This window comes from uncultured Fibrobacter sp. (assembly GCF_946062555.1).
GTDB lineage: Bacteria > Fibrobacterota > Fibrobacteria > Fibrobacterales > Fibrobacteraceae > Fibrobacter.
Genome location: NZ_CAMGVQ010000039.1, coordinates 18,958 through 32,951 on the forward strand (window position 1 = coordinate 18,958; position 13,994 = coordinate 32,951).

Here is a 13,994-nt window from a genome sequence, read left to right on the forward strand (position 1 = left end):
GGCTATATGCAGACAACTGAATGGACCACCGTCATCAAGCCCAAATCGAACTTACTCGAAGTGGACTTTGGCGAGCTTTGGCAGTACCGCGATTTGTATCGCATGTTCGTGAAGCGCGATATTGTCACCTGGTACAAGCAGACCATTCTCGGCCCGCTGTGGTTCTTTATCCAGCCCATTATGACGACTATTATGTTCATGGTCGTGTTCGGCGGTATCGCAAAAATCTCGACCGACGGGCTCCCGCAACCGCTCTTTTACCTCGCAGGCATTTGCCTGTGGACCTATTTTTCGGAATGCCTGAACCAGACCAGCAAAACCTTCATCGAAAACGCGAACATGTTCGGCAAGGTGTATTTTCCCCGTCTCGTAGTACCCATGGCCACCGTAACCAGCAACTTGGTTCGCCTCGCCATACAAATGGGGCTGTTTTTCTTGGTATTTGCGTACTACCTGATTTTTACGGACGCGCCTGTGCACCCTAATTTGTACGTACTGCTCACGCCTGTACTTGTCGCACTGATTGCCGCGCTCGCCCTCGGTTTCGGCGTGCTGTTCAGCAGCCTTACCACCAAGTACCGCGACCTCACCTTTTTACTGAGTTTCATCGTTCAGCTTTGGATGTACGCGACCCCCGTAATTTACCCGCTCAGCACCATCGAAGATCCGCGCCTCAAAATGCTCATGCAGGCAAACCCGCTCACTAGCATCTTGGAAACGTTCAAGTTCGGCATGCTCGGCGTAGGCGAATTCAGCTGGGCAGCCCTCGGCTACACAGCCGGCTTCGCCGCCTTCATCCTCGCGCTCGGAATTGTCGTATTCAACAAAATCCAGCGCACCTTCATGGATACGGTGTAACACGAGTTGAATAAGTAAAAAAATGAATCAGTGGCCGTGGGCAAGTTCCTGACGATACTGTTCTTCGATAAATGCAGGGCCATCCCACCAAAGCTTGCTACTTTCGTCATAGAGCATTTGCCCCGTACGAGAGCGTAAAAAAATTGGCAAAACATCAGATGCATCACGACCATCTTCTTTCGCAACGCTTTCAACAACCATCGTCGTGAGTAAATCAATTGCGGCATTCACGCGATCAGTCATTACATCCATACCTGTTCACTCCCCATAAACGACAACTGATTCAATGCTGCTACAGACTTGAAACAATATTGGTTTTTCAACCGTTCTGGAAGCAACAACCGAATGCAGATATCGTCTGCAGATGCGGAACCAACCCCGCCAAAGGCACCCGCCATATATGTCACAATCGTGCTGTTGGTCGCATCGTTTGCGATTTTACCACCGATAATGTCATATCTAGAGCAATCTTCCAGGATATCGCCAAAAACATTCTTTTTTCGATGTGCAACAACGCAATGAAGCCAAGCTGAATCAGCCGTCTCATAAATCTTGATACCGAGAGCGGCATTGTCATTATACCGAAACGCAGATATTACACCAAATCTTTGACTCGCAACAGCACCATTTTCTATAGCCTTCCGCGTAGATATTTTCGCAAAGGATTCAGCCTGTTTTTTGTCAGTTGTCAAGTAAAAGCCCTGACCAAAGTCCTTGTAACGAGCGCACTTCTGTAAATCGGGAATTCGTACCTCACAAAAACTCCCATGGTACAGGATGTCACCATCTTTCAAAAGATCAACCACAGGCAACCCCCTTCGCGTCTAGGTACTGTTTTACGTCATCAAGTACGGCCAAATCACCCTCTACATGGAACAAATCCCACATCTTCGCAATATAATGATACACCCCTTTTTCTTCAAAAAGGGACGCAACCTGCGGAAGCGCCATATTCCAAAGCTCCGCAGCAAGGCGCGTTAGCCGTGTCTGCATATAGATGATTTGCGATTTTTCGTCCATCGTTAGTAAAATATATAAAAACGAGTCTATACACTGCACTTTTAATTGTACCGAACGGCATAATTAAAACTACACCGCGACCTTGAATACGATACCACCCGTCACGTAACGGTGGATGATGGAATTGATGAGCGTCTGGTAAGGCATGCCCGCGGCCTTCGCCATTTTCTTGATGCCGTTCAGATCATCGAGCTGCATACGGATGGTAATGTTCTTCGCCGAGGCGGACATAATGTCAGCCCGAATCCGTTCTTCCTCCTCGTGCGAAAGCGGAACTGTTTCGTCATTTTCCACCGCTTCCATCAAAGCGAGTTCTTCGTCATCAATCGGCTCATCTATAAATTTCGAGTTCGCCATTTTCTAACCTCCTCTGATACAAACGGCTTTTGAAAGCTGTTTTGAGAAAATATGTTCCATCGTTTTCCTCAATAAACGGAACGCAATGAACATACCCATCCACAAGAACAAGAAACATCCTTTGACCCTTATGTTCTGTTTGGTTATTAACCATCCTAGTGACAAATCGGCCAGCAAGGATTTCTTGCCTTACTGATTCCATATCGATGCTATGCTTCTGCTTGACCACGAGAGCCTTCCCCGGATCAAACCGCACCTTCATCTATATATTTATAACATACATAATTTACAAATTCCTGTCAAGTGTAATTCTATTCTTTTTGCCACGCGAATGATGTACATCCGCGATTTGAGCAGGTCTTACAAGGGGAATTCTAGGCTTCTTGACCGGCACAACGGTCACATCGATCTTCATCTTTCGCTCCTTCCCGCAAACAGGCTTGAAATTGCGGGTCTTCAGTCGGTTTTCGTGAGTAAAACTACTCACTTGTGCACTAAATATAATTTCTCAGGGTATCTATGTCAATAGGTCCGCTACATTTTTTTACGAACAGCCCTCCCGGCAGTCCCTTTTAATCTATATTACTCAACAAAATGACCGCCATCGAGTTTGAGAATATCAGCAAGCAGTACCGCCTGGGGCTAGTGAGCACCGGGACGCTCAGTCACGACCTGAACAGGTTCTGGCAGACCAAGGTGCTGCGCCGCGAGGCCCCCTACCTCAAGGTGGGCGAAGTCAACGACCGCGCGCACAAGGGCGCAAGCGAATACGTGTGGGCCCTCAAGGACATCAACTTGCAGAAACCCTTATCGCTCGGCCACGGCCAAACAAGTTTGGCCGCGGCTCTCGCTCATCGGGTTTTCAAGGTGGAACAGGGCGACGTCGTGGGAATCATCGGGCGTAACGGCGCCATCGGAAAATTCTTAAATGACGGGAAAACAGCATTGAATGGGCTATATTCCTAGCGCAAAACTACTATTTTGTAGTTGAGGTCAAAATGAACAATAAATCTAAGTTAACACAAATAGCAATTTCTGGATTCAAGTCGTTTGGTTCGGATGAGCTTTCGTTGAATTTGGACCTAAAGGATGTTAACATTATTATTGGTACAAATGGAGCTGGTAAGAGCAGTTTCATATCCTTTTTTGAAATGTTGAACCATATGTCAACCGAAGCACTGCAATTATATATTGGGAAAAATGGCGGAGCAGACAACATTCTTCATTTTGGATCAAAAAAAACGCCAATTATCCAATCATCCTTGACATTTGAAAATCCTAATTTTAAAGATGTATATCAATTTAAATTAGCAAAATCCGTAAAAGATGCTTTGATTTTTTTAGAAGAAAAAATCAAAGTCAATGACAAAGAATTTGAGCTGGATGGAGGTCAGAAAGAAAGCCTTCTATATGCAGATGACCAAAAATACGCAGGCGCCAACGCTCTAAAAGCAATTCTGTCACAATGTCGGGCATATCAATTTCACGACACATCGGACCAATCTCATATCAGAAATTCGGCAAGCATAGCCAATAATCGATATTTATTTGCTGATGGCGGAAACTTACCTGCATTTTTATACAGAATCCAACAAAAATACCCTAAGTACTTTGAACGTATTACAAGAAGAATCCGATACGCTGTCCCTCAATTTGGAAAATTCGATTTATTTCCAGATCCGTTAAATATGTCATCCATAAAGCTCAATTGGAAATCTGAAATCGACAACGATTATTTGTTTGGACCAGACCACCTATCGGACGGCTCCCTTCGTTTTATAGCCCTCGCAACACTTTTTTTGCAACCGCCGGAACTCTTGCCTAACATCATCCTTATTGACGAACCCGAGCTAGGTTTGCACCCACAAGTTATTGATTTACTTGCCTCTATGATAAAAGAGTGCTCTCAATACGCCCAAATTGTGGTAGCAACACAGTCTCCCCGACTTTTGGATAGCTTTACGCCCGATCAAGTAATTGTGGCCGAAACAAACTCTGCCTCAGGATCCTCGATTTTCAAAAGATTGAATGAACAAGATTTGGATGAGTGGTTGGAAAATTACAGTCTTTCCGAAATATGGGAAAAAAACATCATCGGAGGACAACCTTAAATGAAAAAAATATTTATAGTCACCGAAGGTCCGTCCGAAGAACATTTTGCAAAAGCCATACTTGCGCCTCATTTTTTGGATTATGAAAAAATTATAATTCCAATAACAATATTGACCAAAAGGGATAATAGACATGGAATTATGTATAAAGGCGGAATGAGTTCGTATAGCAAAATGCAGAACTCTCTAGAACCTGTATTAAAGCGCGCCTCGAAAAGCGAAGATTCTTATGTTTCAACAATGGTTGATTTCTATGCGCTTCCAACAGACACTCCCGGTTACGCCAATGCGATGAAATATTCTGACGCCTACGATAAAGTCCGTCAATTAGAGAATTCTATTTTACAAAAGGTGGGTCACGAACGTCATTTTAAGCCGTATATACAGTTGCACGAATTTGAAGCTTTATTATTTGCAGACATAGAACAGCTTTCTACAGAATACTTCGACTGCCAAATTGACGAATTACGACAGGCAATCAGTGCACAACCGAATCCAGAACTGATAAACAATAGTTTTGAAACGGCCCCGTCAAAAAGAATTTTAAAAGCCATCCCCGCCTACGACAAAACTGTAGCAGGAATTGAAGTATTACGCAGAATTGGGTTAAATAAAATCAGAGACAAATGCAGACACTTCAATGATTGGATTACGCATTTAGAACAGATCTAGTAGTATGTCGACCGCCATTGAATTCGAGAACATCAGCAAGCAGTATCGCCTGGGGCTCGTGAGCACAGGAACGCTGAGCCACGACCTGAACAGGTTCTGGCAGACCAAGGTGCTGCGCCGCGAGGACCCCTACCTCAAGGTGGGCGAAGTGAACGACCGCGCGCACAAGGGCGCAAGCGAATACGTGTGGGCCCTCAAGGACATCAACTTCAAGGTGGAACAGGGCGACGTTGTTGGCATCATCGGCAGAAACGGCGCAGGGAAAAGTACACTCCTTAAACTTTTAAGCCGAGTGACCGCACCGACCACCGGCACGATCCGCGCCCGAGGCCGCATTGCGAGCCTTTTGGAAGTCGGAACAGGTTTCCACCCGGAAATGACCGGGCGTGAGAACATCTACATGAACGGCGCCATCATGGGAATGACCCGCGCCGAAATCACCCGCAAGCTAGACGAGATTGTGGACTTCAGCGGCTGCGAACGTTACCTGGACACTCCCGTAAAACGTTACAGCAGCGGCATGACCGTACGTCTCGGGTTCGCCATCGCGGCACACCTGGAACCCGAAATATTGGTGGTGGACGAAGTGCTCGCCGTGGGTGACGCCGAATTCCAGAAGAAAGCCATCGGCAAGATGCAGGACGTAAGCCGCGGCGAAGGCAGGACAGTGCTGTTCGTGAGCCATAACATGGGCGCGGTGAAAAATTTGTGTAAGAGGGGGATTGTGCTGAATCAAGGAAGAATTGATTTTATAGGAGCCGCAAAGGACAGTGTAGAACATTATGCAAGTTCCTCGCTTAATAATAAAATTGACCATACAATAATATCTGCTGTGAACAGAAAAACAATTTTTTCTCGATCTGTAGAGATAATAGAGGTAAGATTACTCAATGACGCTAGCAACATATCAACTAATGAACCATTAGAATTTGTCATAAAGCTAAAACACAATACATCTTCCTCCCAAAGTTTTAAAATCGGATTGTTTATCAGCAATAATTATGGCATCACAGTTGGAACAGCATATACAAATACAATTGAAACCAACTGTGCAAAAGATTTTTGGGTTGTTGATATTGTCTTAAAAAACCACAATTTAGCCAAGGGACAATATTCTGTAAACTTCAACTTGTCGAATTTCAATTACGCTTCTTTTGGAAGTGATTTAGACCTCGTACGCGATGTCATACATTTCAATGTAAATTCTATTGGTTTAAATCCCAAAACAGAATTCATTGCATGGCATCAAAATCTTGGTGGTTGCGCTTTTCAAGACGCAAAAGCCAAACTTGTCGATGAAAATGAGTAATACCGTTAGAGTTTCTATAGTTGTTCCAATATACAATGTCGCTAAATATTTAGATAAATTGATTACATCAATAATCAATCAATCATATCCTCATATTGAAATCATTTTGGTTGACGATGGTTCTCCAGATAGTAGCGGTTTAATATGCGACAATTATGCAAAGCAAGATTCTAGAATTATTGTCATTCACAAAAAAAATGCCGGTGGCTGCGAAGCTAGAAATACAGGATTGGACATAGCTACTGGCGAATATATAATGTTTATCGATGGAGATGATTGGATTTCAACAGATTGCGTCGAATACCTTTTAAATATAGCCATTTCAACGAACTCAGATATGGCACTTTCAGACGCAAACTTCACAACAAGAGACCAACAACAAATCAAACACGATAATATAGGCATATGGACATCAGAACAAGCCATTTCATCCATTTTATACCCTAGATTTTCTGTAGGCTGTTGGAATAAAATATATAAGCTAAGCCTCATAAAAAAGCACCACATTAGATTTGACGTTCCATGGTCTGGGGAGGGCATGTATTTCGCAACCATGGCCGCAAATTTTTCCAATCAAGTTGGATATGGACATAAAAAAGTATATCATTACAGAATGAACAACAAAAATAGCGCAATGACCAATTATAATGTGCAGATTGGCATAAATGCACTATACAACATAAAAAACATCAAAAAGAAAATCACCATACGAACCCCAAAGGTCATGCATTCTGTACATTGGCATATTTGGAAAAACTATAATTTTTTACTTCGCCTTATAATCTCAACCCAAAGCATAAAAAAGAATTTAGAATTATTCCTTAAATGTCTTGTAATGATCCGTTTTTTACTACCATATGCTATTATCGGTACAGAATTCCCTTTGATAGAGAAAATAAATTTTATAAAAAGGGGTATTTTCCCAATTTATTACGCAATAAAATTATCTAAAAAACAAAAAAAAGATTTAGATATAGATAAAATGGAATAGTTTCGTTATGAAAAAGATAGGCTTGCTATCATACCATTTTTGGTATAACTATGGAACATGTCTACAAGCATATGCTCTTCAGTATGTTCTAAAGAAAATGGGATATCAATCAGAATATATTGATTTTGGATGGAAATATCCAATAGCATCCGAAACTTTGATAGAGAATTTTTGGACTTACACAAATACAGACACAAATCTTTTCCGTACACTTAAAACGAACCTTTACAAATATGCAGGAGCAATCATTAATCGCAACCTTTATTCAACATTATTCCGAGATTTTATATATAAAACCAACAACAAACTTTTTGATAAATTTCACAATCAATTTATTATAGAATCTCCTCACGTAAAGGACTTAAATAACATAGAAAAAAAATACGCCCTTTTTATTGTTGGCAGTGATCAAGTATGGAATCCCAGTTGTTGCGAAAAAAAATACTTCACACATTTCCTTTTAGATTTTGTTAAAGAAAAAAAGAAAAAAATTTCCTATGCGCCAAGCGTTGGAATGAAAGATATTGATGCAAAAGCAAAAGAGCTATTTAAATTATACCTACCTCAGTTTCAGTCGTTAAGTTGTCGAGAAGAATTCGGATGTTCTTTACTCCGCAAAATTACAGAATTAGAAATCACGCGGGTTATTGATCCAACTCTGCTAATGACTCGTGAAGAATGGTTATCCATCGCGGAAAATAAAAAAGTACATCCCTACGTATTATGCTACATTTTAGGCGACAAAACCAAGATTGTTGAAAAATCTCTACAAATAGCAAAGAAATATTCACTTGATTTAAAAATAATATCTATGTCACAGATGATTATAGAAAAATATAAAAAATATATTATATCCAATGTAGGTCCTCGAGAATTCCTTTTTCTTCTTAATAAAAGTTCTTGCATTTTAACAGATTCTTTTCACGGAACGGCTTTTGCAATAAATTTCAACATACCATTTTATTCTTTTTTAAAAAAACATGGAGATTCTTCAGTTTCCGACAACAGTAGAATTATTGATTTACTAGATTTATTCCACCTATCATGTAGATTCAAAGACTCAATCAACTTTAGTGACAATTTTTCCTGCGATTTTAAAGAAACGAATAAGATTTTGTCTTGCGAACGAGAAAAATCTTTCAATTTTCTAAAACACAACATCGACCAAATTTTATGATTCCCAAGATAATTCACTACTGTTGGTTCGGGAAAAAACCACTCTCAGAGTTGGCTTTAAAATGCATTGCGTCATGGAAAAAATACCTTCCCGATTACGAAATAAAAGAATGGAACGAATCTAATTTCAATGTAAATCAAATTTCATATACAGTTCAAGCATACAAATGCAAGAAATACGCATTTGTGAGCGATTATGCAAGATTTAAAATAATGTATGAATATGGGGGAATTTATTTTGATACAGATGTCGAAGTAATAAAGCCTTTAGACGACCTTATCGCAAGAGGGGCATTTTTCGGAATGGAGACATGCGATAGAAATCTAATGTGTGCTCCAGGCCTTGACTTCGCATGTAATGCAGGACTCGGCTTCGCATGCAATGCAGGACTCGGCTTATGCAAAGAAATGATTGAACAATATGAGCATGAAAAATTCATTCTTTCAAACGGCATGCTAAACCTAGAAACTGTTGTAACGAGATTCTCTAATATTTTGCAAAAACACGGATTTAAATACAACAATGATATTACTGAATTTGAAGACGTGTTTTTTTACCCACCCAAGTTCTTTTGTCCAATAAACTATCATACCGGCGAGAAGAATATAACACAAAACACCTACACTATCCATCATTTTGCAGCATCGTGGGTCAATAAATACGACAATCTCCCCCTTTATGCCAAAATTTGGAAGTTCCTACATTTGCCCGACACCGACTTTAGAGGCAAAATAAGAAAACTGCTTAATCATAACAAGTAGCCTTCCCTAAAATTTTCCCGCTCGGGAATAATTTTACCATTTTTCCCAACCCTCCTGTTGTTTTTCCCGTTCGGGAATATTATATTTAGGGCATGGAAATCCTCAAAACGGAAGATATATCGTCTTTGATAAAAAAAAGGCGCAAGAGCCTTAACCTGACCCAAGCCGAGTGCGCAGCATTCTGCGGCGTCGGGAATCGTTTTTTTTCCGAACTGGAAAACGGCAAACAGTCCCTTCACCTTGGTAAGGTTCTACAGGTTTTGCAAACGCTCGGACTAAAGATTTTCATCACCGAAAATGAGGCCGTCAAATGAAGCTTTCGGTTTACCTTGGCGAAAAATTGGCCGGGCATCTTTTCTCCACAGCTGGGAACGGAATCGTCTTTTCTTACGAAGCCACTTACCTTGAAGCTGGCCTACCTCCGATATCCCTTTCACTTCCTTTAAACGCGGGCGAGTTTTCTCAAAAGCAGTGTTTGCCTTTTTTTGAAGGATTGCTCCCCGAAGGTGATGTAAAAAGAAAAATTTCCGACTTTCTCCATGTGTCCGAAACAAGTACGCTCAAGCTACTCAAAGAACTTGGCGGCGAATGCGCAGGAATGATTTCAATCCTGCCAGAAGATGAACCAAATAAAGCAAAAAACGTCTACGATTTTTCACCCGACAACTACGAACCGGTTCCAATAAAAAAAATATCCGAGTACATAAAGAACATCAACTCCCGACCACTACTCAAAGCCAAAGAAGAACTCCGCCTTTCGCTTGCCGGCGCACAGGAAAAGCTCCCCCTTTTATACAAAGACGGCGAATATTATCTACCACGCAACGGCGCCCCATCTACGCACATAATCAAGCCCACCGGTCACGCAGAGTTATCAACTCTTTCCGCCAACGAGTACATATGCATCAAGCTGGCCGAGCATTCCGGATTGCCGGTCCCAAATACAGAACTTAAACACGTCGACGGTTCGGACTTTCTCTTGATCGAACGGTACGACCGAATTTTCAAAGACGGCAAATTGTCCCGAATTCATCAAGAAGATGTATGCCAGGCACTTGGCATATTAAGCGAGTACAAGTACCAAAATGACGGAGGCCCCAGCATCGCGGACATATACAAACTCCTTAAAGAAAAAACGAGCATTCCGCTTTTAGAGATGCGCGCTTTCTTACAATACGTTCTGTTCAATTTTATTATTGGCAATTGCGACGCACATGGAAAGAACTATTCTATAATGTACAAGAATAATTCGATAAAGCTCACCCCGCTTTACGATACTGTATGCACATTAGCATATCCCAATCTTACAAACAAACTTTCCATGAAAATTGGCAAGCACGCCGAAATCAAGAAAGTCAACAAAGAAGACCTCACAATTCTTGCAGAACAAATAGGACTAAAAGCCAAAGCGGTATGCGACACTTATTTTGAAATTTTTGAAAACGTCAGCAAAGCTTTCGAAAAAGTCAAAAAAGATCCTGCACTTAAAAATTACGGCAATTTAATCAAGAACATTGAGCAAATCATTTCAAAGCGAAAACTGAGTTAGCCGCATGCAAAACCCCTTAATATCCATAATTGTGCCAATTTACAAGGTTGAGCCGTACCTACGACGTTGCTTGGACAGCATCGTCAACCAAACCTATACAAATTTGGAAATCATCTTGGTAGACGATGGTTCGCCTGACGGCTGTCCGCAAATATGTGACGAATATGCAGCAAGGGACAAACGTATTGTAGTAATCCACAAGGACAATGGCGGATTATCTGACGCAAGGAATGCTGGATTAGATATATGCAAAGGAGAATACATTTCTTTTGTAGATAGCGATGACTGGATTAACGATAAATTCATACAAAATCTTTATTCTTCAATCAAAAAAAACGACGCAGACATTGCGGTAGCCTCATGCAAGTATAAATCTGATAGTCCACAATATACTGAAAAAATATTTTCAACGCCTTCTGGAGAAATTGATTATGAGGACATTTTAATTGAAATATTCAGCAAACAAAGCCCTTCTTTTGTTGCAGCATGGGGAAAAATATTTAAAAACAGACTAATATCCCAATTTAGATTTCCCAAAGACGTAATACATGAAGACGAATATCTTAATTACAAATGGTTCTATAACGCAAAAAAAATAGTTCATGAACCCAGTTCGGTATATTTCTATTTTCTTCATCCAAATTCAATCACCGGGAAAATGTCAAGATATAACAAAATAGATATATTAAATCAACAATACACCTTTTTTGCTGCAAAAGGTATAAAATTGCCATTCCAATGGATACTTCCCTCTCTTTGTTGGGAATATCTATGGGAATACGGTAATTCTGCATTAAAAAAGGATTCTACAGCACAAAATAATCTTAAACAATTCCAACACTTTACAAATCTAGCTATTAAAGAAAGCGGTATTTCCAAAACACTTAAAATGTTCTTTTGGGCATGCAGTAAAATGCCTTTCATCTATCTTTCATACAAGCGCTTCTCTCCGATTAAAATTCGAAGGTAATATATGATCAACACTCTTGTCTCCATAGCAATTCCAGCCTATAAAGCTGCGTTCCTAAAAGACGCCATTTTTTCCGTGCTAAATCAAACATATTCCAATATAGAACTAATCATCGTTGATGATTGTTCTCCTGAAAATATCGAAAAAATCATAAACGAATTCAACGACTCCAGAATTCATTACTACCGAAACACAGTTAATCTCGGGAAAGAAGATCCATCAAAAAATTGGAACAAATGTCTCGAATACGCCAATGGTGATTTTTTCGCATTATTATGTGACGATGACACTTACGAGCCTACTTTTGTGGAAGAAATGCTTGAACTATCACAAGAATTTCCAGATGTAAAAGTATTCCGAGCAAGAGCTAGAACCATTGACGAAAACAACAATTTAATCAATTGGTATCCAACTTCGCCAACATATGAAACATGCATTGACTATATGTACCAAAAAATGTCAGGTTTTAGAAGACAAACAATTTCCGAATTTCTTTATGTTACAAAATACATCAAAGCTCATAATGGTTATGTAAACACACCCCGAGCATGGACTGCAGACTCACTATCCATATATAAATTTGCTTGGGAAAACGGGATTGCATCAACACCAAAATTTTTAGTAAACTTCAAAGAATCCAAAAGAAATATTTCATCTATTCATTCAGACTCGTTAAAAAAAAGAGATGCACTTATCATTTTTCAAAAAGAAATAAAGGATTACATAAAAAAAATCCCAGATAAAAACCAGATAAATATGCTAAACAATTCTCTTTACTATTGTATGTACTGCGAAATTCTAGGACTCTGTACATTTTCTTCATTCCTAGACATTTTCCGCATTCTACTTAAAGGAGGATTTCCTAGAAAATGGATTATATTTATACTTGTACAAAAAATTGGAAATCTATGGAAAAAATGACTAAAATATCCGTCATCATCCCCATCCACCGAGTTGAAGCATCATACTTAAACCAATGTTTAAGTTCTTTATGCAAACAGACTTTCACAGAATTTGAAGCCATTCTTATATTAAACGGATCAACAAACATCGAAACAGAAACAGCCCAAGAATTCTGTGTCAAAGATCCAAGATTTAAAGTCTTCAAAACAGATGTTGCAGACGTTTCTACAGCCAGAAACATCGGATTTGCCTCCATTCAAGGAAAATACGTAACATTTCTTGATTGTGATGATTGGTTTTCTGAAAACGCACTTCAGATTCTTTTTGACTTAATGGAAAACAACCAAACTGAAATCGGAATTGCAAACACCCAAAAAATATGGGATAACGGGAAAAAACAAACTCTATTCAATTTTTACTATCACACAGAAGACGCTTTACTAAAGCGCATTCCAAATGTCGGTGTTTGCGGATTCGTTTTAAAAACCGAAATCATACAAAAAAATCAAATTCGCTTTCAAGAAGGCCTAAAGCTCTCGGAAGACCGAGTATTTTTCTTTGAATATTATTTATACTGCAAAAGAATCGCATTTTCAAATGAAATCATTTATTTCTACCGTCAACATAATTCAAGCGTTTGCAAATCAAAACACACGCACGAGCACGCAATCCAGCAACTCAAGGCTGCGAAACTACTCCATAATATATTAGCTAAATCGCCTGAATTTTCAACAAAAGACATTCATCATCTTGACCGCATTCTTACCCGCATGGGAATGGTTGCTTACATCAATTCAGGTACATCCTCCAAAGGGATTGGACTCCTAAAAGATTTCTTTTTAAACAATATTTGTAATTCTAAATTCATTTTTTTCTATTGCTGGTATAGAGCAAAAATATCAGCACTTATCGGAAGAATTTTATGCTTATAAAGCAAGAATTTTGGCAATCATCTTTTTGGAAGAAATGCAGACGTTTTTTTCTCATTTCCCTATTAGCAAATTTATATCGAAAAAAACTAGAATGGCGAAACAGGCTCCTATCTAGAATTCTTTGTCCTTACTACGCCTTTCTCGCAAAAAAGAAAAGAGTTGCTATAGGAACAGACTCCTTTACGCCGATATACGTTTCATTAACATCTTATCCAGCAAGAATAAATGATACATATTTTGCAATATGTTCTATTCTAGCACAAAAAATACCGGTCAATAAAATTATATTGACTTTAACGCAAGAAGAATTTCCAAACTTAGAAAAAAACGGCTCTTCTGAGCTAAGTGTGGAACATTTTTCTAAAAAAATAGCCTAAAAACGGC

General features: G+C 39.7%; 17 protein-coding genes and 1 pseudogene. 14 read left to right on the plus strand and 4 right to left on the minus strand.

The annotated features are described in order from the left end of the window. Nucleotides 1-6: 6 nt before the first annotated feature. Entirely contained in the window at nt 7-858 is an 852-nt protein-coding gene (locus Q0P86_RS11385) for an ABC transporter permease (protein WP_295039538.1), read from the plus strand. A 27-nt stretch (nt 859-885) separates the two neighbouring features. Here Q0P86_RS11385 and Q0P86_RS11390 read toward each other — a convergent pair whose 3' ends face one another. From Q0P86_RS11390 to Q0P86_RS11405, 4 genes are all read right to left on the minus strand, one after another. Further along, nucleotides 886-1,110 carry a hypothetical protein gene (locus Q0P86_RS11390; protein ID WP_290991348.1) on the minus strand — a complete coding sequence of 75 codons (225 nt, stop codon included), beginning with the start codon at nt 1,108-1,110 and terminating at the stop codon, nt 886-888. Further along, nucleotides 1,101-1,664, minus strand: coding sequence for a DUF3990 domain-containing protein (locus Q0P86_RS11395; protein ID WP_290991346.1), 564 nt, complete (start codon nt 1,662-1,664; stop codon nt 1,101-1,103). The genes Q0P86_RS11390 and Q0P86_RS11395 overlap by 10 nt, the downstream gene beginning before the upstream one ends. Continuing rightward, nucleotides 1,657-1,878 (minus strand): DUF3791 domain-containing protein, encoded by a 222-nt coding sequence (locus tag Q0P86_RS11400; RefSeq protein WP_294985001.1) that lies wholly within the window; start codon nt 1,876-1,878, stop codon nt 1,657-1,659. The genes Q0P86_RS11395 and Q0P86_RS11400 overlap by 8 nt, the downstream gene beginning before the upstream one ends. Nucleotides 1,879-1,947: 69 nt before the next feature. Beyond that, nucleotides 1,948-2,235 carry a hypothetical protein gene (locus Q0P86_RS11405; RefSeq protein ID WP_295039541.1) on the minus strand — a complete coding sequence of 96 codons (288 nt, stop codon included), beginning with the start codon at nt 2,233-2,235 and terminating at the stop codon, nt 1,948-1,950. Between the two features lie 594 nt (nt 2,236-2,829). On the opposite strand from Q0P86_RS11405, the pseudogene Q0P86_RS11410 reads away from it, so the two are divergent. From Q0P86_RS11410 to Q0P86_RS11470, 13 genes and pseudogenes are all read left to right on the plus strand, one after another. Next, nucleotides 2,830-3,147: pseudogene (locus tag Q0P86_RS11410) on the plus strand (hypothetical protein); the annotation flags it as partial. Between the two features lie 86 nt (nt 3,148-3,233). Next, nucleotides 3,234-4,346 (plus strand): AAA family ATPase, encoded by a 1,113-nt coding sequence (locus tag Q0P86_RS11415; RefSeq protein ID WP_295039544.1) that lies wholly within the window; start codon nt 3,234-3,236, stop codon nt 4,344-4,346. After that, nucleotides 4,347-5,018: a DUF4276 family protein gene (locus Q0P86_RS11420; RefSeq protein WP_073301659.1), complete on the plus strand. Its 672-nt coding sequence runs from the start codon at nt 4,347-4,349 to the stop codon at nt 5,016-5,018. Between the two features lie 4 nt (nt 5,019-5,022). Then, nucleotides 5,023-6,327, plus strand: coding sequence for an ABC transporter ATP-binding protein (locus tag Q0P86_RS11425; RefSeq protein WP_295039548.1), 1,305 nt, complete (start codon nt 5,023-5,025; stop codon nt 6,325-6,327). Further along, nucleotides 6,320-7,318 (plus strand): glycosyltransferase, encoded by a 999-nt coding sequence (locus Q0P86_RS11430; protein ID WP_295039551.1) that lies wholly within the window; start codon nt 6,320-6,322, stop codon nt 7,316-7,318. Before Q0P86_RS11425 ends, Q0P86_RS11430 begins: the two co-directional genes overlap by 8 nt. 7 nt (nt 7,319-7,325) lie before the next feature. Next, nucleotides 7,326-8,495, plus strand: a complete 1,170-nt coding sequence (locus Q0P86_RS11435) for a polysaccharide pyruvyl transferase family protein (protein ID WP_295039554.1) — start codon at nt 7,326-7,328, stop codon at nt 8,493-8,495. Beyond that, nucleotides 8,492-9,256 (plus strand): glycosyltransferase family 32 protein, encoded by a 765-nt coding sequence (locus tag Q0P86_RS11440; protein ID WP_295039557.1) that lies wholly within the window; start codon nt 8,492-8,494, stop codon nt 9,254-9,256. Before Q0P86_RS11435 ends, Q0P86_RS11440 begins: the two co-directional genes overlap by 4 nt. 92 nt (nt 9,257-9,348) lie before the next feature. Beyond that, the gene (locus Q0P86_RS11445) at nt 9,349-9,570 is read left to right on the plus strand and encodes a helix-turn-helix transcriptional regulator (protein ID WP_078775438.1); all 222 of its coding nucleotides are present in this window, start codon (nt 9,349-9,351) and stop codon (nt 9,568-9,570) included. Then, nucleotides 9,567-10,805, plus strand: a complete 1,239-nt coding sequence (locus tag Q0P86_RS11450) for a type II toxin-antitoxin system HipA family toxin (RefSeq protein WP_295039564.1) — start codon at nt 9,567-9,569, stop codon at nt 10,803-10,805. The genes Q0P86_RS11445 and Q0P86_RS11450 overlap by 4 nt, the downstream gene beginning before the upstream one ends. A 4-nt stretch (nt 10,806-10,809) precedes the next feature. Further along, nucleotides 10,810-11,775 carry a glycosyltransferase family 2 protein gene (locus Q0P86_RS11455; RefSeq protein ID WP_295039567.1) on the plus strand — a complete coding sequence of 322 codons (966 nt, stop codon included), beginning with the start codon at nt 10,810-10,812 and terminating at the stop codon, nt 11,773-11,775. A gap of 3 nt (nt 11,776-11,778) precedes the next feature. Further along, on the plus strand, nt 11,779-12,696 hold the full coding sequence (locus Q0P86_RS11460) for a glycosyltransferase family 2 protein (protein ID WP_295039568.1): 918 nt from the start codon (nt 11,779-11,781) through the stop codon (nt 12,694-12,696). Continuing rightward, complete coding sequence (locus tag Q0P86_RS11465) at nt 12,684-13,610, plus strand: glycosyltransferase (RefSeq protein WP_295039570.1); 927 nt, start codon at nt 12,684-12,686, stop codon at nt 13,608-13,610. Before Q0P86_RS11460 ends, Q0P86_RS11465 begins: the two co-directional genes overlap by 13 nt. Further along, nucleotides 13,601-13,987: a hypothetical protein gene (locus Q0P86_RS11470; protein WP_295039572.1), complete on the plus strand. Its 387-nt coding sequence runs from the start codon at nt 13,601-13,603 to the stop codon at nt 13,985-13,987. Before Q0P86_RS11465 ends, Q0P86_RS11470 begins: the two co-directional genes overlap by 10 nt. Nucleotides 13,988-13,994: the final 7 nt, after the last annotated feature.